General features: G+C 32.9%; 18 protein-coding genes and 1 pseudogene. 9 read left to right on the top strand and 10 right to left on the bottom strand.

Annotation, left to right across the window (positions count from 1 at the left end; genetic code table 11):
* Window positions 1-246 precede the first annotated feature (246 nt).
* Window positions 247-705: an RNA methyltransferase gene (locus tag AC8GF4_RS08435; RefSeq protein ID WP_506593854.1), complete on the top strand. Its 459-nt coding sequence runs from the start codon at window positions 247-249 to the stop codon at window positions 703-705.
* Window positions 706-973: 268 nt separating this feature from the next.
* On the opposite strand, the gene AC8GF4_RS08430 is transcribed toward AC8GF4_RS08435, so the two are convergent.
* From AC8GF4_RS08430 to mnmE, 4 genes and pseudogenes are all read right to left on the bottom strand, one after another.
* Window positions 974-1,333: a hypothetical protein gene (locus AC8GF4_RS08430; protein WP_506593852.1), complete on the bottom strand. Its 360-nt coding sequence runs from the start codon at window positions 1,331-1,333 to the stop codon at window positions 974-976.
* A 320-nt stretch (window positions 1,334-1,653) separates the two neighbouring features.
* Window positions 1,654-1,878 (bottom strand): annotated as a pseudogene (locus AC8GF4_RS08425) (type II toxin-antitoxin system RelE/ParE family toxin); the annotation flags it as partial.
* 91 nt (window positions 1,879-1,969) lie between these two features.
* The gene (locus tag AC8GF4_RS08420; protein WP_506593850.1) at window positions 1,970-2,170 is read right to left on the bottom strand and encodes a DUF2683 family protein; all 201 of its coding nucleotides are present in this window, start codon (window positions 2,168-2,170) and stop codon (window positions 1,970-1,972) included.
* A 448-nt stretch (window positions 2,171-2,618) separates the two neighbouring features.
* Window positions 2,619-4,007: a tRNA uridine-5-carboxymethylaminomethyl(34) synthesis GTPase MnmE gene (gene mnmE / locus AC8GF4_RS08415; RefSeq protein WP_506593848.1), complete on the bottom strand. Its 1,389-nt coding sequence runs from the start codon at window positions 4,005-4,007 to the stop codon at window positions 2,619-2,621.
* 177 nt (window positions 4,008-4,184) lie between these two features.
* Between mnmE and AC8GF4_RS08410 the strand changes: the two genes are divergently transcribed.
* The 3 genes from AC8GF4_RS08410 to AC8GF4_RS08400 all read left to right on the top strand — a co-directional run bounded on the left by AC8GF4_RS08410 (window position 4,185) and on the right by AC8GF4_RS08400 (window position 8,305).
* The gene (locus AC8GF4_RS08410; RefSeq protein WP_506593846.1) at window positions 4,185-5,012 is read left to right on the top strand and encodes a universal stress protein; all 828 of its coding nucleotides are present in this window, start codon (window positions 4,185-4,187) and stop codon (window positions 5,010-5,012) included.
* 463 nt (window positions 5,013-5,475) lie between these two features.
* Window positions 5,476-6,312, top strand: a complete 837-nt coding sequence (locus tag AC8GF4_RS08405; protein WP_506593844.1) for a universal stress protein — start codon at window positions 5,476-5,478, stop codon at window positions 6,310-6,312.
* Between the two features lie 220 nt (window positions 6,313-6,532).
* Complete coding sequence (locus AC8GF4_RS08400) at window positions 6,533-8,305, top strand: MutS-related protein (protein ID WP_506593842.1); 1,773 nt, start codon at window positions 6,533-6,535, stop codon at window positions 8,303-8,305.
* Between the two features lie 676 nt (window positions 8,306-8,981).
* On the opposite strand, the gene dnaN is transcribed toward AC8GF4_RS08400, so the two are convergent.
* The 5 genes from dnaN to AC8GF4_RS08375 form a co-directional block, all read right to left on the bottom strand.
* Window positions 8,982-10,100, bottom strand: coding sequence for a DNA polymerase III subunit beta (gene dnaN, locus AC8GF4_RS08395; RefSeq protein ID WP_506593840.1), 1,119 nt, complete (start codon window positions 10,098-10,100; stop codon window positions 8,982-8,984).
* A 204-nt stretch (window positions 10,101-10,304) separates the two neighbouring features.
* Complete coding sequence (gene gldG / locus AC8GF4_RS08390; RefSeq protein WP_506593838.1) at window positions 10,305-11,990, bottom strand: gliding motility-associated ABC transporter substrate-binding protein GldG; 1,686 nt, start codon at window positions 11,988-11,990, stop codon at window positions 10,305-10,307.
* Window positions 11,990-12,715, bottom strand: a complete 726-nt coding sequence (gene gldF, locus AC8GF4_RS08385) for a gliding motility-associated ABC transporter permease subunit GldF (protein WP_506593837.1) — start codon at window positions 12,713-12,715, stop codon at window positions 11,990-11,992. The genes gldG and gldF overlap by 1 nt, the downstream gene beginning before the upstream one ends.
* A 116-nt stretch (window positions 12,716-12,831) precedes the next feature.
* Window positions 12,832-13,128: a putative quinol monooxygenase gene (locus AC8GF4_RS08380; protein WP_506593835.1), complete on the bottom strand. Its 297-nt coding sequence runs from the start codon at window positions 13,126-13,128 to the stop codon at window positions 12,832-12,834.
* Window positions 13,129-13,352: 224 nt separating this feature from the next.
* Window positions 13,353-14,183, bottom strand: coding sequence for an SAM hydrolase/SAM-dependent halogenase family protein (locus tag AC8GF4_RS08375; RefSeq protein WP_506593833.1), 831 nt, complete (start codon window positions 14,181-14,183; stop codon window positions 13,353-13,355).
* Between the two features lie 128 nt (window positions 14,184-14,311).
* Here AC8GF4_RS08375 and AC8GF4_RS08370 point away from each other — a divergent pair, with 128 nt between their 5' ends.
* The 5 genes from AC8GF4_RS08370 (at window position 14,312) to AC8GF4_RS08350 (ending at window position 18,678) form a co-directional block, all read left to right on the top strand.
* Window positions 14,312-14,584, top strand: coding sequence for a hypothetical protein (locus tag AC8GF4_RS08370; RefSeq protein WP_506593831.1), 273 nt, complete (start codon window positions 14,312-14,314; stop codon window positions 14,582-14,584).
* Window positions 14,585-14,732: 148 nt separating this feature from the next.
* Window positions 14,733-15,686 carry a PhoH family protein gene (locus AC8GF4_RS08365; RefSeq protein WP_506593829.1) on the top strand — a complete coding sequence of 318 codons (954 nt, stop codon included), beginning with the start codon at window positions 14,733-14,735 and terminating at the stop codon, window positions 15,684-15,686.
* A 258-nt stretch (window positions 15,687-15,944) separates the two neighbouring features.
* Window positions 15,945-16,769: a Cof-type HAD-IIB family hydrolase gene (locus AC8GF4_RS08360; RefSeq protein ID WP_506593827.1), complete on the top strand. Its 825-nt coding sequence runs from the start codon at window positions 15,945-15,947 to the stop codon at window positions 16,767-16,769.
* Window positions 16,770-16,916: 147 nt separating this feature from the next.
* Complete coding sequence (locus AC8GF4_RS08355) at window positions 16,917-17,870, top strand: phosphoribosylaminoimidazolesuccinocarboxamide synthase (protein ID WP_506593825.1); 954 nt, start codon at window positions 16,917-16,919, stop codon at window positions 17,868-17,870.
* 1 nt (window position 17,871) lies between these two features.
* The gene (locus AC8GF4_RS08350) at window positions 17,872-18,678 is read left to right on the top strand and encodes a hypothetical protein (protein WP_506593823.1); all 807 of its coding nucleotides are present in this window, start codon (window positions 17,872-17,874) and stop codon (window positions 18,676-18,678) included.
* Window positions 18,679-19,098: 420 nt separating this feature from the next.
* Here AC8GF4_RS08350 and AC8GF4_RS08345 read toward each other — a convergent pair whose 3' ends face one another.
* On the bottom strand, window positions 19,099-19,473 hold the full coding sequence (locus AC8GF4_RS08345; RefSeq protein ID WP_506593822.1) for a DUF4258 domain-containing protein: 375 nt from the start codon (window positions 19,471-19,473) through the stop codon (window positions 19,099-19,101).
* Between the last annotated feature and the right edge of the window lie 14 nt (window positions 19,474-19,487).

The raw sequence follows: 19,487 nt of genomic DNA, 5'->3' as shown, positions 1-19,487 counted from the left end.
TAGGGTATCAAATAAAACATATTAAATCTAAGCTCTCCATAGTCTCTTCACTTCAAAGTCTTTTTTATACAAACCTCCCAAAGTCCTGCGGATAATAGCTCTTCCTTTCATCTCAATAATAAAATTGATTTGTGTACGTACAGTTTGTACTTTTGCCTTTATGAAATCGCCATGACAGAAGCTGTCGCAAACACCAATGAAGATCTGGCGATACCATATTCCCATAAAAAAAGATAAAATCTACATATGAATGATAATTTTATAAATGAATACTTTGGGATAGGGATTCAAAACGGTAAAACGCCCGAAAATTTGGGTGTTTTGTGGCGATCTGCCCAAAACTTAGGCGCCAGTTTTATATTCACCATCGGCAATCGCTATGCCAAGCAAGCCTGTGATACCCATAATGCGGTAAATGCGGTACCTTATTTTCATTACGATACCTTTGAAGCTTTTTTTGATAACTTGCCCAAAGGAGCGCGATTGGTTGGTGTTGAATTAGATGAAAATGCGTCGGATTTGGAGACCTTTGAACATCCGAGGCGTTGTGTGTATTTGTTGGGAGCCGAAGACCATGGTTTATCCAGGAAAGCAATTGATAAATGCCATTATTTAGTAAAATTTAAATCGGAAAAAAGTTTGAACGTGGCCGTGGCTGGAAGTATCATTTTGTACGACAGAGGTTTGTCTAAACCACGTTCTTAAAAAACAACTTTACTAAACTCCAGTTGAATCTGAAATTGTTTTTCGAGGCAGCTGTTTTGTAAATAGTAGTTGATTTGGATACCGAATAGTTCTTGAAATCCGTTACACTGTCAAGGATAGTAGCGAAAAGCCCGTAAAGGCAGAAATCCTTTTAAAACAAAGCCCAAAAGAGCGACCAACGGAAGCTCCTTTTGGGTTTATGTTTTATGGATTGATGACTGCGGACTTGTAGCGGATAGCCTGCCCGGACAGCCTTATTATGCTAAGATTAATTCAAAATTTCATGAGAGGTCATTCTTAAACAGCGTTCGGTGCCCAAATAGAGGGGGTTTCCATGTTTCTCGGACCAAAAAACATCTAGTATATCTTTGTTGATGCATTTGTAGACAGCAATACCTTTGTAAATACGGTCGTCTTCGCCACGATAGTTGAAATGAATCACCAAAATACCGTCCTTGAAAAATCCGTTGCCGTTTTGTACTTGGTCTTTGTTGATCGCCCATTGGGCAATAATTCGGTTGTTTTCATCAAGGGACAAACTCAATTTGCCTTTGTAAGCAATTTTGTCGCTATGCTCTTGATTGCTGCCTTCGATTGCATATTCGCCAACTAAATCGTGTATGGTCATTTGGTTTTATGATTGTGTCTTAGTAAAGAAAAATTTTGTGTTACAGAAATATCAGAGCTCGACTTGATCAATTGTATGGTATGCTTTTTACTTTCCGACGAAATAAGTAGTTTTCCTTTTTTTTAAAGAGGTGGAGAAGGACAGGGGTGTACAAGAGGTGTAAGTATTTAATAAATTATTAAGTTGTTAATGATAACATAAACAGGTAGTATCCCATAAAGTGTGTAAATAAATAATTTAACATTTTGACCTTTGATTCGCATTACTAATTATTTATATGATATTTTCATAAATAAATCACATTTTTAAAATCAAGGGAACTAAATATAATCCTTGATAAGTTCCTCAATTTCTTTATCTGAGATATTATCTTTATCGCCTTTGTTGTAAATAGAAAAAAGTAAGATTGTTGTATTGGTAATTTTTACAAAAGACATAACCCTTGCACCACCAGACTTGCCTTTGTTTTTGGAAGCTATAGCCAAACGGATTTTGTAAATATCATTGCCAAGTGGTGTTCCAATAGTTGGATTTTTTTCAAGCTCTTCAAAAAGACTTGCAAGGTCTGTTTTTAAAGAGGAATATTTTTAGGATAGTTTTTTAGCTTCTTTTTTAAAGTTTTCGGAGAGTTCTATCTTATAACTCATTCAAAAAATCCTTAGCAGATGTGGTTTTTAGCTTTCCTTTTTTAAAAAGTTGCATTTCCTCCAATCCTATTTTAATATTATCTAAAATACTTTCTTCTTTTGTTTCAAAAGATATCCCCATTTCTTTTGCTAAATTTTTCAAAAGAGATAATTGTATTTCGTTCTTAGGATGTAATATTATGGCTTCCATTATTTTAAAGTTTTTACAAATTTAATTATTATTCTTTTACTATTGTAAAGATAAAGTATGATAATTATTTATACATTATATTTTTAAATTAAAGCACTTTTTTTCGGTGGAGGATCAGTAGAGGATCAAGAAATAGGCTGTAGATAAAATAATGAAGAAGATTTGATTTGAATATTAGAAGGTACAAAAAAGTCCTACCAAAGCAGCACTTTAATTATTGTTTAAATAATTTTAACCCGTTGGGTGAAATTATTTTTGACCACATAGAAACATAGAATTTATAGTTTTTAAAAGAAAAAGATAGACGTTTTACTACTCACATAGCTATTCTATGTGTGAAATAGTGCTATTTCTATTTATTCTTTGCCTATTTAGCATCCATCTATGATTCTATGTGGTTAAATTTTTATTTTACTTGAATTTCACCCAACGGGTTAATTTTAAACATTTATTTTCCGATACAGAAATTAGCAAAAATATTCCCCAGTAATTCATCATTCGTTACTTGACCGGTAATCATCCCAAATTGGTATAGTGCTTCTTTAATATCAAGCGCCATCAGGTCACTGGAAAGATTGGTTTCTAGACCAAATTTAACTTTCTGAATCTCGTCTAAGGCTTTCAGTAAAGAATCGTAATGACGCGTATTGGTAACAATGGTTTCGTTATTGCGTAAAGCGCCTGTGTTGACAAAAGAAAGCAACTGATTTTTAAGATCCTCAACACCTAGTTTTTCTTTGGCTGAGATCAATAGAATTTCTGGAATCTCGGTTTTTATATTTTGAATTTCGGTTTCACTCAATTTGTCGGCTTTGTTGCCAATAATCACAAGCGGTTTCAACGGAAATTGATTTTTAATTTTTTCTAATTCTACTTTCAACTTCAATCCCGAAACTTTAAACTCGGAACTGTCAAATAGAAAAACCACAACTTGTGCCTGTTCAATTTTTTCAAAAGTCTTTTTAATACCAATGCTTTCTACCACATCTACCGTTTCGCGAATACCCGCTGTGTCAATGAATCGAAAACCAATACCACCAATTACCAATTCGTCTTCAATTGTATCACGCGTAGTCCCCGCAATTTCAGACACAATGGCACGTTCTTCATTCAACAAAGCATTCAGTAGTGTTGATTTTCCCACATTAGGTTCACCGACAATAGCTACTGGAATTCCGTTTTTAATCACGTTCCCCACTGCAAACGAATCGATCAATCTTTTCAATACAAACTCAATTCGGTTCAGCAATTCATGAAATTGGGTTCTATCGGCAAATTCAACATCTTCTTCGGCAAAGTCCAGTTCAAGTTCGATAAGTGAAGCAAAATTCAACAGTTCCTCACGCAGTTTGGCAATCTCGTTGGAGAAACCACCACGCATTTGTTGCATGGCAATTTGGTGCGATGCTTCGTTGTCCGATGAAATCAAATCGGCAACGGCTTCGGCTTGAGAAAGATCCAGTTTTCCGTTCAGGAAAGCACGTAACGTAAATTCACCCGCATCTGCCATTCGACACCCTTTTCGCAATAACAACTGAATAATTTGTTGCTGAATATATGTAGATCCATGACACGAAATCTCAATCGTATTCTCACCTGTATAAGAGTTTGGGCCTTTAAAAATTGAAACCAAAACTTCATCCAGTGTTTTGGTATTATCCATGATATGTCCCAAATGCAACGTATGTGTTTTTTGCTGTCTTAAATCTTTGTTCTTAATTGATTTAAAAACCGAATGTCCTATAGTAATGGCATCTTCACCAGAAATTCGAATTATGGCAATGGCGCCCGCTCCCGAAGGAGTCGCTAAGGCTACTATAGAATCGTTTTGAATCATAATTTAAAATTTTATGCAAAAGTACGCAAAACTTGCTGTCCTGCAAGGCTTCTTAATCAATGCCAATTGTGTTATTTTTTTATTAATTAATGATTCAAAATGACAATTGTCATACTTTATTTTAAGAAGTTTCGTAACTTTATATAAATTATTGATATTCAGTAAATTATTATAGCTATGAAAAAAATATTGTTTCCTACGGACTTTTCAGATGTATCCAAAAATGCCTTTGTTTACGCATTGAAATTGGCAGATGCTATAGATGCCGAAATAATTACTTTGCATGTATATCAATTGGATGCGCCTGCTTACTTGGATGTGTCAATCTATTTGCAGGAGATTTACGAATATGAAGAGCTGAGTAATTTTGAAAATTTAAAAGATGAAATTCCGCTATTAAGATCCATAGCCGAAGCCAATAATCTGGGACATATCAAGATGAGTAACATCTTGAATCAAGGTAATTTAAGTCAAGAGATTGTAGCTATTACCAAAAAAGAAAACATTGACTTTGTAGTTATGGGAACCAAAGGCGCCACTCATTTGAGTGAAATATTTCTTGGAACCGAAACTACAAAAGTAATGAATGATTCCAATGCCATTGTTCTGGCCATTCCAGAAAAATGCCAATATACACCAATCACCAAGATACTTTTTACAACAAAATATGAAATGTCAGATGTTGAAGCGCTAAAAAAAGTAAAAGCTTTGGCCAATGATTTTCATTCTCATATCGACTGTTTGAATATAAAACAACCTCATAAGGTGTACAATGATGACTATATTGTCGATTTCAAAAATATTTTCAAAGATCAAGACATAAAGTTTCATTCCGAAATAAGTACCGATATCGAGGGTGTAATTTTAAATTTTATAGAAAAAAACAACATCAATATGGTCGCTATGCACATCCATCACAAAGGTTTTTTTGAAAAACTTTTTAATGTAAGCCTTTCCAAAAAACTGGCTTTTCATATTCAAATTCCAATTCTATCGATCCATTAAATCACTAAAAAAATAATAAGTTGGGCGTGACCTTGTTGAGCAAAGGGGCCAACATACAATACCGCCCATAAGCCCCTTTACGCAACAAGGTCGGGCTATCCCGAGCGCTTTGGCGCCTTGCTCAAATGAAATTCACTGAACTCCGATGAAAATAAATATATAGTGAAGTAATCCCTCACGCAAATCCTGCAAAACAAGATGTTTAGTTTAAATTTAATTCATTCAATAAAAAAAAATACTGAATAAAGAACTAAATGTTAAATGTTAACGGGGGCGAATTCCCCTCTTGAGAGGGGTTAGGGGTGTGTTTTTTTTCTGAAATGCATTTTTTCTGAATGCTAGTATAAAACATTGAAAGTCATTAAAGACAACAGTAAAGATTGAGTTCATCAGACTCTAATTTTAATATTTAAGTAACTCGAAAATAAATATTCATCAATTAAACCTAATAAATTAAAGAGTAATGAAAAAGATTTTATTTCCCACCGATTTTTCAGAAGTAGCCAATAATGCTTTTATTCACGCATTGCATTTTGCCAAAACTGTAAATGCCGAAATGCTATTATTGCATACTTTTGAGTTGCCTATAGTAGACAATCAATTTACTCCCGACAATTATTATACTATTTTTGATTCTTTGCAATTGGCACAATTTGATATGTTCAAAGAAGAAATTCCAAAACTTCGTGAACTAGCGCAGAAAGAAAAACTAGAAAACATCAAACTAAGTCATAAACTGATGGATGGTGATTTGATTTATAGTATAAAAGAAACAATCAAGGAAGAAAAAATCGACTTTATCATAATGGGAACTTCGGGCTCATCGGGTTGGGAATCTTTTTTTATAGGATCCAACACAGGAGCGGTACTTACTACGGTCGATGTTCCTGTACTTAGCGTTCCACTAGAAGCTAAATTTACTAAAATTGAAGGGATTGGTTTTACCACACGTTTTCAAGACAAAGACAAAGGAGCTCTTTTGCAAGTCCTGAAAATAGCCAAGAAAACCAAATCAATTGTAAAATGCTTGTATGTAAAAACGAGTAAATCAGATATTTCTCAAGCAAAAATCGATCAATGGAAAAAGGAGTTTGAAAACGAACCAGTTCAATTTTCAATAATAAATAGCGATCTCGTTAAAGAAACCATTTTGGATTTTGTGTCACACAAAAGTATTGACATCTTAGCAATGATTACCCATAAACGAAATTTCTTTTCTGAGTTGTTTAATCCAAGTTTTACCCAAAAAATGACTAACCTTTCAATAGTTCCTGTTTTGGCGATGCACGAGGAGGAGTGATTTTAGATTTCAGTATTAAGAATTAAGAATTAAGAATTAAGAATTAAGAATTAAGAATTAAGAATTAAGAATTAAGAATTAAGAATTAAGAATTAAGAATTAAGATTTTTTCAATATTGCCATTGCAATTGCCATTGTTATTGCCATTGATATTGATATTGAAATTGATATTGCCATTGACAATGACTTTCCTTACATTTGTATTTCAGTAAAACAAATAATGGAAATATACAAAAGCAATAGCAAAAGCTATTCAGAGGAGTTAAAGTCAATCAATACAAAATACAACACTATAAGTTTTTTTAGACTTATCAGTATTTTACTTTTTTTAGGGAGTTTATTTTGTTACATAAAAACTAGCGAATCAGTATTTGTCGTTTTGGCAATTGTATTATTTGCTAGTTTTATTATTTTGATGAAATTCCATTCCAAATTATCATTTCATCGAAAAATAAAAAGCGCTTTGGTTGAAATCAACCAAAATGAAATTACTTATTTGGAACGCAAAGCAATCCCTTTTGAAAACGGAATAGAATTCAACGATTTTCATCATCCTTACGCTTACGATTTGGATATTTTTGGGGAACATTCCTTGTTTCAGAATCTTAATAGAACTTCTACTTTTATCGGAAAAAAAACATTAGGAAAACAGTTATTAACTCTTTTGCCAAATACTGAAATCCTTCAGAATCATCAAGCAGTTCAAGAGTTAAAAGATAAATTAAACTGGCGTCAAGAGTTTTTGGCTCTCGCCAAAGTAGGGCAGGACAAAGAAACGTTTTACAAAACCTTACTGCAATGGAGCGTCTATAATAGTAAGCCACTATCCAAAGGAGCTGTAGTAATTTCGTATTTATTTCCTGTACTATTTGTAAGTTGTGTTTTAGGATATGTATTGACTTCAAATCCTTTTTTGCTTTCCGCAATGTCTTATTTGTTTATTTTTAATTTGATGATTTTAGGTAATTTCCTAAAACGCATCCAAATGGAAATTGCACAAGCCGATAATATAAATGTGATTATCAAGCAATACGGTTTATTGGTTCAGAAAATAGAAAATGAAACTTTCGTTTCCGAAAAATTAATTGCTTTGCAACAAAAATTGCACTTTCAGAATGAGAAAGCAAGCGTTCATCTTCAGAAATTGGCAGAGTTATTTTCCAAAATGGACAGTATTGGTAATTTTGTAACTGCCTTGTTGTTTAACGGAACTTTTTTGTTCAATTTACATGTCTTAAAATCTATGATTAATTGGAAAAAACAACACGCCGTAGTTTTGGAAGAATGGCTGGAAGTAATTGGCGAGTTTGAAATGCTCAACAGTTTGGCCAATTTCTCGTATAACAATCCCGAGTTTGTCTACCCAACTTTAAACTCAAATTACAAAATTGATTTCTCCGATTTAAGTCATCCTTTATTGAATCCAGCAACTAGAGTAGGGAATGAGGTGCAGTTTCATCCGCAATCGTTTATGATTTTGACAGGTTCGAACATGTCTGGAAAAAGTACTTTTCTGCGTAGTTTAGGAATTAATATGGTGCTTTCAGGGATGGGTGCTCCTGTATGCGCGAGTCAGGCCAATGTGCATCCGTTACCCGTTTTGGTTTCTATGCGACTTTCGGATTCCTTATCCGACAGTGAATCCTATTTCTTTGCCGAAATCAAGCGCTTAAAGCAAATTATGGACGAGTTGGAAGCAAATCCTGCCTTTGTACTTTTGGATGAAATTCTAAGGGGTACCAACTCCGATGATAAACGAAATGGTACCATTGAAGTGGTAAAAAAAGTAATTGCCAAAAAAGCCATTGGAGCGATAGCTACTCACGACATAGAAGTTTGCTTAACCACCAATGAATATCCCGAGATTCTAACCAACAAATGTTTTGAAGTCGAAATCAGCAACGATGAACTGCATTTTGATTACACACTTCGTGACGGTATTTGTAAAAATAAAAGCGCCACTTTTTTGATGAAGAAGATGGGTGTGATTTAAAAAAAGTGTTCAGTATTCAGTTTTTTAGTATTCAGTCGCAGTAATCTTTGTCAAAGTTTTGAACTTTGACAAAGATTGATTTGCACCATTTTCTGCAAGGTTTTTTTTAACCGAGATTCCGCAATAGGAAATATTTTACGAAGATGCGTAAAGGACACGCAAAGACACGCAAAGGGAAATCTAATTCTTTGAAGGAGGTTAAAAAACTTTGTGATTCTTCGCGAATTCTTCGTGTAACTCTGCGTAATAATGTCTAATGCTGAATCCGGGTTTTACCTTGTAAGTATTTAACCTAATGCTATACTACCAATATACCTACCAGGTCAAAAAAAAGACCTTGCAGGATAATTAAAGAGGAATTGATTTAGTTCTTTTGAAAAATAAAATCTTATAATTTTCGTTAAAGTTCTTGTATACGCGTAAGTGATAGAAGCTAGCTACCGAAGTAGCGCGGATAGCACGACCGCCGATAGAAAAAAGGGCAATGACGACAAATAAACGAGCCCTTTTTTCTAGCGGGGGTTACGCCCAAAAGCTTAATCGGACTGATGAAGTAAATGATTTTAAACTGTTCTAAATGCTCCGTTAAGTTCAAAAAAAAACCAAAACTCTGGTTAGGAATTTCGGTTTTTTCAATATAAAAAATGGTTTTGGTTAGTTTAGTATTTTGAGGTAACTAGCTGTTAAGCATTACTGGCATCACAAGCATAGTTACGGTTTCGCCTTCTTCTAGTCCATCAATTGGAGTTAAAATTCCAGCTCTATTGGGTAATGACATTTCGAGCATAATCATATCCGATTGCAGGTTGTTTAACATTTCAGTCAAAAAGCGAGAGTTGAACCCTATTTGCATATCATCTCCTTGGTAATCACAAGTCAATCTTTCTTCGGCCTTGTTGGAGTAGTCAATATCTTCGGCAGAAATGTTCAATTCGGCTCCAGCCACTTTCAAACGAATCTGGTGTGTTGTTTTGTTTGAGAAAATGGCAACACGACGCACTGAACTCAAGAATTGAGAACGATCCATCATCAATTTGTTTGGATTTTCTTTTGGAATAACTGCTTCGTAATTTGGATATTTTCCATCAATTAATCTACACATCAAGATGTAATTGTCGAAAGAAAAAGTAGCATTCGAATCGTTGTATTCTATTTTTACTTCAGCATCAGACATACCTAGAATACTTTTTAAAATAGTCAACGGCTTCTTTGGCATTATGAACTCAGCTACTTGAGATGCTTTTACATCAGAGCGTGCGTATTTTACCAATTTATGAGCATCAGTAGCTACAAAAATTAAACCTTCAGGAGAAAACTGGAAGAAAACTCCAGACATTACCGGACGTAAATCATCGTTTCCAGCTGCAAAAATAGTTTTACTAATCGCAGTTGCCAAAACATCTGCTGGTACCAACGTAACTGATGGTTCATCTAGGTTAACCGATTTTGGAAACTCTTCTCCTGGAGCATATGCCAAAGCATATTTTCCAGAATTGGAACTAATTTCTATAGTGCTGTTTTCTTCAACTGTGAAAGTTAGTGGCTGTTCCGGAAAGGTTTTAAGGATTTCCAATAATAATTTTGCAGGTACCGCAACACTTCCTTTACTAGTGGAGTCGATAGACAATGTTGCAGACATTGTTGTCTCCAAATCGGATGCCGAAACCGTTAATTCGTTATTATTTAATTCAAATAAGAAGTTATCCAAAATTGGCAAAGTGTTGTTACTGTTGATAACGCTACCTAAAACTTGTAATTGTTTTAATAAGTACGAACTCGATACTATAAATTTCATATGAAGATTATATTTGTTTTTTAATTGGTCCCGATAGCTATCGGGAGGTATCGCCATTATTGATGTTGAGTGTTTTTTTGAAACATGGCGATTTCATCTCTATTATTTTGTTTTTTAAGGTGTGTCTTTTTTATCATAAAAAATAAAATACACTTTACAAATATATTGTAAACTATTCTAGAAAACCAACTTTTTTATTAACATCTATTTGCTGTACTTTCTTTTTCTTAGGAATGTAAATATAAGACCAAATAAGAACAAAATTAGAAGTGGTAGTCCGATAGTTAGGAACTGTGTGAAGGTATAGTTTTCATACACTTTTTCTTTATCCAACAATGGTAAATCAAGATCCTTGCTTCGAATGTTAATAAGTCCGGTGTCGTCCAAAAGGTAATTAACGCAGTTCATCATAAAATCTTTGTTGTCATACAAGTTTCCTGAGCGTTGATCAAACCCCAATTCTACAGGTTGTCCTGCCTTATCCAATTGATTTTTTATAACATCTCCATCCGAAATCACAATCATTTTACTTTCTTTTCCTTTGGCTGTAAATGATTTTTCTTCAAATGGCAATACTCGATTCTCATACATTGAATGAAATGAGCCTTCTAATAATACGGCTAATGGAATATTTCCTTTATTGGCATATTCTGCAGGTGAGGATTGTTCCGAAACCATATTTAGGTTAATTTCGACGGGTGTGCCCACCTTTTTTGAATAAGGAGAAGACTGCAGTAATACCGTTTTTTTGATTCCGTTTTTTAAAGTGTCCATAGCGTTGGCAAAATCAAATTTAATTCCGCCCAGATTTTTTACAATTGGATGTTTGCTGATAGGATACACTTGAGGGGCAAATTTCCAGTTAAAATCTTGGTATTGCGTTCCGCTTCCTTGTTCTCCACTGGCTAGTTTAATTGGACTTCCTTGTTCGTCTTTGACTAAATCGGGATTGATACGCACTCCATATTTGAAGAGCATATCATTTAAATTCAAGTCTTTTGGAAATGCTAATGTTGCTCCCGAAGGATTGTAAAGACTGTCCATTTCAGCATTGACTTGATCTATAAGCCAAAGTGTTTTTCCGCCATGCATGATAAATTGATCCAAAACCAGTTTCTCTTCATCGGTAAAAGCTTCGGTTGGTTTGGCTATAACTGCTAAATCATAATTTTGTAATGATTTTAAAGTTCCTTCTGGATTTTGGGCAACCGAATCCAATGTGAATGGACCTATGAAATAACTTTCACGTACTTGCATCAGGAATTTGGCAATGTGTCGTTCCTGAAGTTCGCCGTTTCCTTTGATGATGGCAACCTTCTTTTGTTTGTCTTTGGAAATTTTATTGATTCCATCCGAGATGGAATATTCAAGATGCTGAACTGATCCAATCACTTTTTGAGTGGTAGATGCGCCCATAATGTTTTTCAACAGCGGAATATTCACTTCTTTATTGTTGTAAACAGCAATTGCCCAAGGAAAAACCATCGATTGAGATTGCTTTCCTTTGTCATCAACAGTAATGTTTATTGGTGTTAAGCCTTTTCTGTACAACTCTTTGATATTGTCCATGCTTTCGTCTTTGTTCTCCAACGGATCCACAAATTCGATGATAATATTAGAATTGAACGCTTGAAATTCTTCCAAAAGTTGTTTGGATTCCAGTTGTAATCGTTTGAATTCAGCGGGTAATTCTCCCTGGAGGTACACTTTTAAAGACAAAGGATTTTTCACCTCTTTAAGTATCTTTAAAGTTGTTGGTGAAAGGGTATAGCGATGATCTTGAGTTAAATCAAAACGATGAAAAACGAAATTGCTTATGATGTTTAAAAGTAGAACAACAGCAACAGTAATTAATAATGATTTGGCGTTTTTTATATTAAATGCATTCATTATGATTTAATGGATTTTAAATTAAAAACTGTGAAAGAAAGGAATAAGAAGGCAACACTTACGAAATAAATTACATCTCTTGTGTCTATAACACCTCTGCTAATACTTTTGTAATGATCTTGCATTCCGAAGTAGGAAATGAAAGTGGAAAAGCTTGGTATAATAGAAGCCAATCCTTGAAATCCAAAATAGAAAAAGAAGCAAAGGAAAACTGCAATAATAAAAGAAACGATCTGATTTTCTGAAATTGAAGAAGTAAATATTCCAATAGAAGAATATGCCGAAATTAAGAATAATAACCCAAAATAAGAGCCAAGAGTGCTTCCCAAATCAAGGTTTCCTTCGGGAGAGCCTAGATTCCAAACCACTTCTACATAAATAAAAGTTGGAATAATTGCCATTACAATTAATAGAAAAGCGCCCAAGAATTTCCCAATTACAATTTCCCAAAGACTAATGGGTTTTGTAAGTAATAATTCAAGTGTTCCTTGTTTTTTTTCATCCGAGAAACTTCGCATGGTTACGGCAGGAATTAAGAATATTAAGATCCAAGGAGCCAAAGTGAAAAAGGGAGTTAAATCGGCAAAACCAGTGTTTAAAATGTTGTAATCTCCTTCAAAAATCCAAAGGAATAATCCATTCCCAATCAGGAAAAGGGCAATTACTAAATATCCAATTGGAGATCCAAAAAAGGATTTTATTTCTCGTAATACAATTGACTTCATTTTTTTTATTTTTTGTTTAAAAAGTTTAAGGGTTTAAAAGTTTAAGGATTTAAAAGTTTAAGGTTTAAAAGTATAATGGTTTTTGAATTGGTTTTTCAATTAAACAACTTTAAACCTTAAACTAAAGAAACTAACTTTTCAACACTCCAAGCCTCGGGTTTTGCATTGAATAATTGTTTGGTGAATGTCCAAACAGTATTGAAAAGTTCCGAATTTCGATAGTTTTCCAAATCAGCTTCGGTTTCCCAATAGCTGTATGTAAAGAAAATGCTTTTATTGTCTTTATCCTGATACAGCTCTAAAAAACGATTTCCTTCCGCATTTCGTATTTTATCTTTCATTATTTCGAAGTTTTCCAAAAAGGCAGGTATATTTTCCTCGTGAAAACTCAGTTTTACTATTCGTACAAACATGGTGATATTTTAGATTTTAGATTGCAGATTTTAGATTTTTGGATTTAATTTAGAACTTGATTTTTATTCAAGGAATTGTGTTTTTTTGTTTTTATAATTTAATCCTATATTTTCTTCATCTACTAATTTTTATGATAATCGATATTCTAGAGTTTACAATTTATAAAATCTATATTCTATGTTCTTTTCTCTCTTTTCTTTTCCAAAATCTACAATCAAAAATCTCAATTCTTAAATTGTATCGAAACCACATCTCTATAATTCAATCCTAATAATGTACTTGCAGAGCCAACGGTCAATGGATTACTTCTAAAAATGGCAATTTCAAGAAAACCAGCTTCATTAAATAGGGCCAGTTTTTGACCTTCATAATACTTTACAGGATATTTGTCTGAATTGGCAATTGCAGAATAATAAGGCAAAATAGTTTTGATACTTTGGTTTCTGAATATAATTTCATAGTCTCTTCCTTTGGCGCTTTCAATAAAGTGTTTTTTTGAAATATTAGTAACTACATTTCCAAAATGATCAATATAAATTACATTTCCTTTCAACAAATTCCCTTCTTCTGTTAGTGTTACTTGTAAATCGGTTACTTGTTTTAAAGTGTTAATTTCCTTTCCAACAACATTTAAAACGCCGCCCTTTGCAATATGGCAAGCCACTTTTACAAAAACATCCAAATCTGATGCGTCACTATGAAGTCGATCGTGAATGGTAATTGCTGCTATTTTTTGTGGAATAATCTTTTGTGTTAGCATACTCAAAATACCATTATCGGCTGCTATAAAGAAATGATCGTCCCATTGCATTACAATATGTTGATTTTCTTTATTCGATTCCAAATCTACTCCAATAATATGAACGGTTCCTTTTGGGAAACTGGAATAAGATGCTGAGATAATATAACTTGCTTCAACGGTGTTGAAAGGATCTATATGATGCGAAATGTCAATAATAGTGGCGTCTGGATACTCAGATAATATTTTTCCTTTCAAAGCACCTACAAAGTGGTCTTTCAAGCCATAGTCAGTTGTAAGAGTAATTATCGACATAAAATTGTTTATAACTATTGGCTTTTGTTGGTGTTGAAACTTTTTTTTTACTAAATTTGAGAAATGCAAAGCTAAAGTATTTTACTCTTTATTTGAATAGATTTTTTATTTGAATTAAAACAAAATGTATGTCAAAGTCAATTTTTATTTTATTTCTTTTCTTTTCTAGCCTATATTCATTTAGTCAGAAGGTCTTGCCTAATGATAAAATGCATTATTCAGAATTTTCTAGTAATGTAATTAAATTTAAAAATGAAAAAGAAAAGAAAGTAAATATTCAAAAACAGAATGAATCTGAAATAGATTTACTTTTAAAAGACAATCTTTGTGAAATATTATCCTTGAAAATTTCAGATTTATTGAATGAATCAATGTTAAAAAAAAAGAACGCTATCGTATAATTTTAAACTAGAATTTTTTAAATTCTAGAAAGATGTTTTGGAGTATTATTTACAGAATTAAAAATTAAAAACTGAGGTCTAAAGGACGCTCAGCGTAAATATTAAAAATTGAATTTATCTCAATTTATTAACTTAAAAACTTCTTATTTTGAACGAAAGAATCATCGAACTCATCGACATTGCTCCAAAAGATTTTTGGGGTGCACAGGACTCACACTTGGAGTCTATTAAAAAATATTATCCAAAATTAAAGATTGTCGCCAGAGGAACAACGTTAAAAGCGTTTGGGGACAAAGAAGTTTTAGATGAATTTGAAAAACGGTTTCAGCGGTTGATGTTGCATTTTACCAGATACAATACTATTGATGATAATGTAATTGAACGTGTCATTCAAAGTGATTCGCAAGAGGATAGGATTGCATATGGACATGATAAAATTTTAGTTCATGGAGTAGGAGGCAAAATCATTAAACCCATGACACCCAATCAGCAATTGTTGGTGGATACAATGGCAAAAAATGATATGGTTTTTGCGGTTGGTCCAGCTGGAACGGGTAAAACCTACACTGGAGTAGCAATGGCAGTAAAAGCACTGAAAGAAAAGCAAGTCAAAAGAATTATTCTAACTCGTCCCGCTGTTGAGGCAGGGGAAAATTTAGGTTTTCTTCCAGGTGACATGAAAGAAAAACTGGATCCCTACATGCAACCTTTGTATGATGCACTTCGGGATATGTTACCCAATGAAAAACTAGAAGATTATATCTTGAAAGGGATTATTCAAATTGCGCCTTTGGCATTTATGCGTGGGAGAACATTAGATCATGCTTTTGTAATTCTTGATGAAGCACAAAATACAACGCATTCTCAAATGAAAATGTTTTTGACGCGTATGGGGAAAAGTGCCAAGTTCATGATCACGGGCGATCCTGGTCAGGTAGATTTACCTCGCAGAACAATTTCGGGATTAAAAGAAGCAATTTTGGTTTTAAAAGATGTTGATGGTATTGGAATAATTTATCTGGACGATAAAGATATTGTACGCCATCGATTGGTTAAAAAAGTTATTGACGCCTACAAACAAATTGAAAATAATGATTATTAAATACGAGACAAATTCTTAGATTTTCATTTAATGATAAAATTAAATAATTTAATTAAAAAGGAGTAACTCTGTTATTGAGTTTCTCCTTTTTTTTAAACAAAAAACAATGGGATTATCAGTTGAGTATGTGTTTTGCCAAATAAAGTTAACATAACTATATAAATACGTTAAATGCGTTTTATTAAAGGCTAACTTTTTGGGTTTCTTCTTCAAATGCAATAAATTTGGCTAATGATAAAAATGCAATTGAAAGAAAAAATGTCGAAACAAAAAATTAAAGTAATAATTAGCGATCTTGACGGAACCTTACTGAACTCAGATCATTCTATTTCTGACTATACCAAATCTGTTTTTCAAGAATTACACAATCAAAATTATTTAATCATCGTTGCAACTGGGCGGCATCATCTGGATGCCATGTCGATTATTGAAAATTTGCAATTTCCTGTTTATTTGGTGACTTCAAATGGAGCAAGGATTCATTCGCCTCAAAAAGAGCTTTTGTATTCTTTTGATATAAAAGGAGATGCAGTTAAATCGGTTTTGGCATTAGATATTGACCCAGAAATCACAACGGTTTTGTTTAAAGAATCCGTTTGGCAAACTTCTAAAACGAATAAAAAGTTAAATGCATTTCAAAAAGATTTGGCTTATCCTCCTGAAGTAGTTGATTTTTCGAAATTGGAAGATTTTAGCGCGATAAAAATGTTTTTTACCCATGATGATCATCAAAAATTAGTCGATTTAAAAGATAAAATTCTGCTGAATCATTCCGATAAGTTTAGTCATGCTTTTAGTTTGCCTATTTGTTTGGAGTTTATGGACAAATCCGTAGATAAAAGTGTAGCTATTGCTAAAATTCTAGAATTGGAAGGTTTTTCTTTTGAAGAATCTATCTCTTTTGGTGATGGTTTTAATGATGAAAAAATGTTGGATACTGCTGGAATTGGCATAATTATGGGGAATGCTCCAGAAAATTTAAAAAATAAATTGCCTCATTTAGAAGTCATTTCTACAAATAACGAAGATGGAGTAGCTCGATATTTAACCGAAATTTTAGAGGGAATTAGAGTTTCATATTAAAATAGTTTTGAGAGCATTGAAAGCATCTATTAGTGCTTGTAAAAGTGCTTTTGGCTTAAAAATAGAACTTTTGGTTTTCCTTGCGTTCTCTATTAAATAGTTTTAAATTTGCATCCATAAAAACAACAACACAACACATAACTACTGATGAGCAATACAATTACCACTACCGACTTTAATTTTCCAAACCAAAAATCAGTATATCGTGGAAAAGTTAGAGAAGTATACAACATAAACGATAATTTATTGGTAATGGTCGCCACAGACAGACTTTCGGCTTTTGATGTGGTTTTACCAAAAGGAATTCCTTACAAAGGACAAATTTTGAATCAGATTGCTACTAAATTCATGGAATTGACTCAAGACATTGTGCCCAATTGGTTGATAGCTACACCAGATCCAAGCGTTGCTGTTGGTCATTTGTGCGAACCTTTTAAAGTAGAAATGGTAATTCGTGGCTATGTTTCAGGTCATGCGGCTCGTGAGTATGCTCTTGGAAAAAGACAAATTTGTGGCGTAACAATGGCGGAAGGGTTGAAGGAAAATGATAAATTTCCTGAACCAATTATCACCCCAACTACTAAAGCTGAAAATGGAGAACATGATGCTGACATTTCTAGAGAAGCTATTTTATCAAAAGGAATTGTAACCGAAGAAGATTATTTGGTTTTGGAAAAATATACTCGTGCATTATTTCAAAGAGGCACCGAAATTGCTGCAAGTCGTGGATTGATTTTGGTGGATACAAAATATGAATTTGGTAAAACAAAAGAAGGTGTGATTGTTTTAATTGACGAAATTCACACGCCAGATTCTTCTCGTTATTTTTATTCTGAAGGATACCAAGAAAGACAAGATAAGGGAGAAGAGCAAAAACAATTGTCTAAAGAATTTGTAAGACGTTGGTTGATTCAAAATGGTTTTCAAGGTTTGGAAGGGCAACAAATTCCGGATATGACCGATGAATACATTGAAACTGTTTCTGAGAGATATATTGAATTGTACGAAAATATTCTTGGTGAAAAGTTTGTAAAAGCAGATATTTCGAATATAAATGAGCGAATTGAAAAAAATGTTTTGGCTTATTTAGCAAATCTTTAATATGGATCCTAAAAATAGAATGGGATGTAAAATCATACTTATTTTTTTTGCATTATTCTGGATAGTTGTTTTTATTGTTATATATTTTACTGTAAATACTACAATTGGTTTATTAGAGGAGCAATCGAAAGATAATGAGTTAGCTGAAGCTGAAAAAAATAGATTTGAAAATCTTCCATTATTAAAAGGGGTAGTTTTGGAAGAAAACAGCATATTAACGCCTTTTTCTAAAGTAAAAGTTAATGTTTGTTTTGTGAATTTTGGGTTGACCAACTCGCATCCTACACATATGGGAGGGTATAAAAATAATAGGCGAAGTTCAACTAGAGTATATGAGACTGAATTTTCAAAAATCAGTACAATTTATAAGAAAAACTCTGTAAAATTACTTATTGATAAAAAAATATATATTCTAAACTCTCACGAAATTATTCTTACGAACATTTACAGCGACCAAATGGATAAGGGTAATAAAATTGGAATATGGGGTGAAACTTTTAGCACGAATGAGGACTACGACAAACTTCTTTTTTTGAATAAATATAAATTTTATAAGCAATATTCCAAAACAACATTACAGCAAGAAAAAGATTATTTGAATAAGATTAAGATATTTTGTTCGTTTAGAAATGAAAATGATCATATAAATTGTTACTACTTAACTAGATTTCATAAAAAGGATATTCCTGAGAAATGCAGTTTTGCAACTGCAGATCGATACCATTTAAGAGAATATATATTTAATGAAGGGGATACTATTTCTTTTAAAGGAAAAATAGTAAATAATAAGATTGTTCCATTATATTGACACTAAGAAAAGTTTAGCTTATTTATAATGCATAAAATAATACCATAATTCAAAATTTGAGTTATGGTTTTTTTTTGTTTTGAAATTAGATTAAATTTATACCTAACAGGTTTGAAAAACCTGTTAGGACAGCACGTTTCCTAACAGGTTTTTTTTAACCTGTTAGGTATTGTTTTACGGACTAAGGAATGAATTGTTGCAATAGGTAATGTTTCCAAAAACAGACTATTTTGGCCATTTAGCCCTGATGGGAGGGAATATTCTTTTGTAGAGACGGGTTTCAAACCTGCCTCTACAAAAGAATTGGAAGGACAGCGGGAATCCTATTTACTGATAAATCCTATTGTTTCGCTCCTTATTTTTATTATAATGATGGTTCTAGAACAAAAAAAACTCTTCGCAAGGAAGAGTTTAGCGTGATTATTTTTTGATGATGTCTTCCAGAACCGCTTTGTCTGAATAATTGATAACTTTCAAAGTTATTTGCTGATTTTTTGTTGTTTTTCCATCAATAATATACAGCTTTCCTTTTTTGAAAGGAACATTACTATTATCGAAATCTACATCTCCAAGTTTTAGCGTGTTTTTTATATCTGTAGTATCAACCCATTTTTGGGATAAAATTAGGGATGCTTTTTCGGAGTAAAGAAATGGTTTTGTGCTTAAATCATTTAAGACTCTCGCATTTGGAAAATAGTTGCAACGGGTGTCTTTTCCGCTAAAAATAGCAGCTACAACAAAAAGACCCATAATTAAACCTACTAGATAATATGCAAACCGATGTATGAATTTCATGTTTTTTAATTTTT

It is taken from the genome of Flavobacterium rarum (SeqCode), from assembly GCF_965234445.1.
Taxonomy (GTDB): domain Bacteria; phylum Bacteroidota; class Bacteroidia; order Flavobacteriales; family Flavobacteriaceae; genus Flavobacterium; species Flavobacterium rarum.
The sequence above is the reverse complement of the archived record's forward strand: the minus strand, read 5'-3'. Positions and strand labels throughout refer to the sequence as shown.

Excerpts from the sequence above, each read along its gene's own strand:
- AC8GF4_RS08435 (WP_506593854.1), top strand. The coding sequence starts at position 247 with ATGAATGATAATTTTATAAATGAATACTTTGGGATAGGGATTCAAAAC.
- AC8GF4_RS08430 (WP_506593852.1), bottom strand. The coding sequence starts at position 1,333 with ATGACCATACACGATTTAGTTGGCGAATATGCAATCGAAGGCAGCAAT.
- AC8GF4_RS08420 (WP_506593850.1), bottom strand. The coding sequence starts at position 2,170 with ATGGAAGCCATAATATTACATCCTAAGAACGAAATACAATTATCTCTT.
- mnmE (WP_506593848.1), bottom strand. The coding sequence starts at position 4,007 with ATGATTCAAAACGATTCTATAGTAGCCTTAGCGACTCCTTCGGGAGCG.
- AC8GF4_RS08410 (WP_506593846.1), top strand. The coding sequence starts at position 4,185 with ATGAAAAAAATATTGTTTCCTACGGACTTTTCAGATGTATCCAAAAAT.
- AC8GF4_RS08405 (WP_506593844.1), top strand. The coding sequence starts at position 5,476 with ATGAAAAAGATTTTATTTCCCACCGATTTTTCAGAAGTAGCCAATAAT.
- AC8GF4_RS08400 (WP_506593842.1), top strand. The coding sequence starts at position 6,533 with ATGGAAATATACAAAAGCAATAGCAAAAGCTATTCAGAGGAGTTAAAG.
- dnaN (WP_506593840.1), bottom strand. The coding sequence starts at position 10,100 with ATGAAATTTATAGTATCGAGTTCGTACTTATTAAAACAATTACAAGTT.
- gldG (WP_506593838.1), bottom strand. The coding sequence starts at position 11,990 with ATGAATGCATTTAATATAAAAAACGCCAAATCATTATTAATTACTGTT.
- gldF (WP_506593837.1), bottom strand. The coding sequence starts at position 12,715 with ATGAAGTCAATTGTATTACGAGAAATAAAATCCTTTTTTGGATCTCCA.
- AC8GF4_RS08380 (WP_506593835.1), bottom strand. The coding sequence starts at position 13,128 with ATGTTTGTACGAATAGTAAAACTGAGTTTTCACGAGGAAAATATACCT.
- AC8GF4_RS08375 (WP_506593833.1), bottom strand. The coding sequence starts at position 14,183 with ATGTCGATAATTACTCTTACAACTGACTATGGCTTGAAAGACCACTTT.
- AC8GF4_RS08370 (WP_506593831.1), top strand. The coding sequence starts at position 14,312 with ATGTCAAAGTCAATTTTTATTTTATTTCTTTTCTTTTCTAGCCTATAT.
- AC8GF4_RS08360 (WP_506593827.1), top strand. The coding sequence starts at position 15,945 with ATGTCGAAACAAAAAATTAAAGTAATAATTAGCGATCTTGACGGAACC.
- AC8GF4_RS08355 (WP_506593825.1), top strand. The coding sequence starts at position 16,917 with ATGAGCAATACAATTACCACTACCGACTTTAATTTTCCAAACCAAAAA.
- AC8GF4_RS08350 (WP_506593823.1), top strand. The coding sequence starts at position 17,872 with ATGGATCCTAAAAATAGAATGGGATGTAAAATCATACTTATTTTTTTT.
- AC8GF4_RS08345 (WP_506593822.1), bottom strand. The coding sequence starts at position 19,473 with ATGAAATTCATACATCGGTTTGCATATTATCTAGTAGGTTTAATTATG.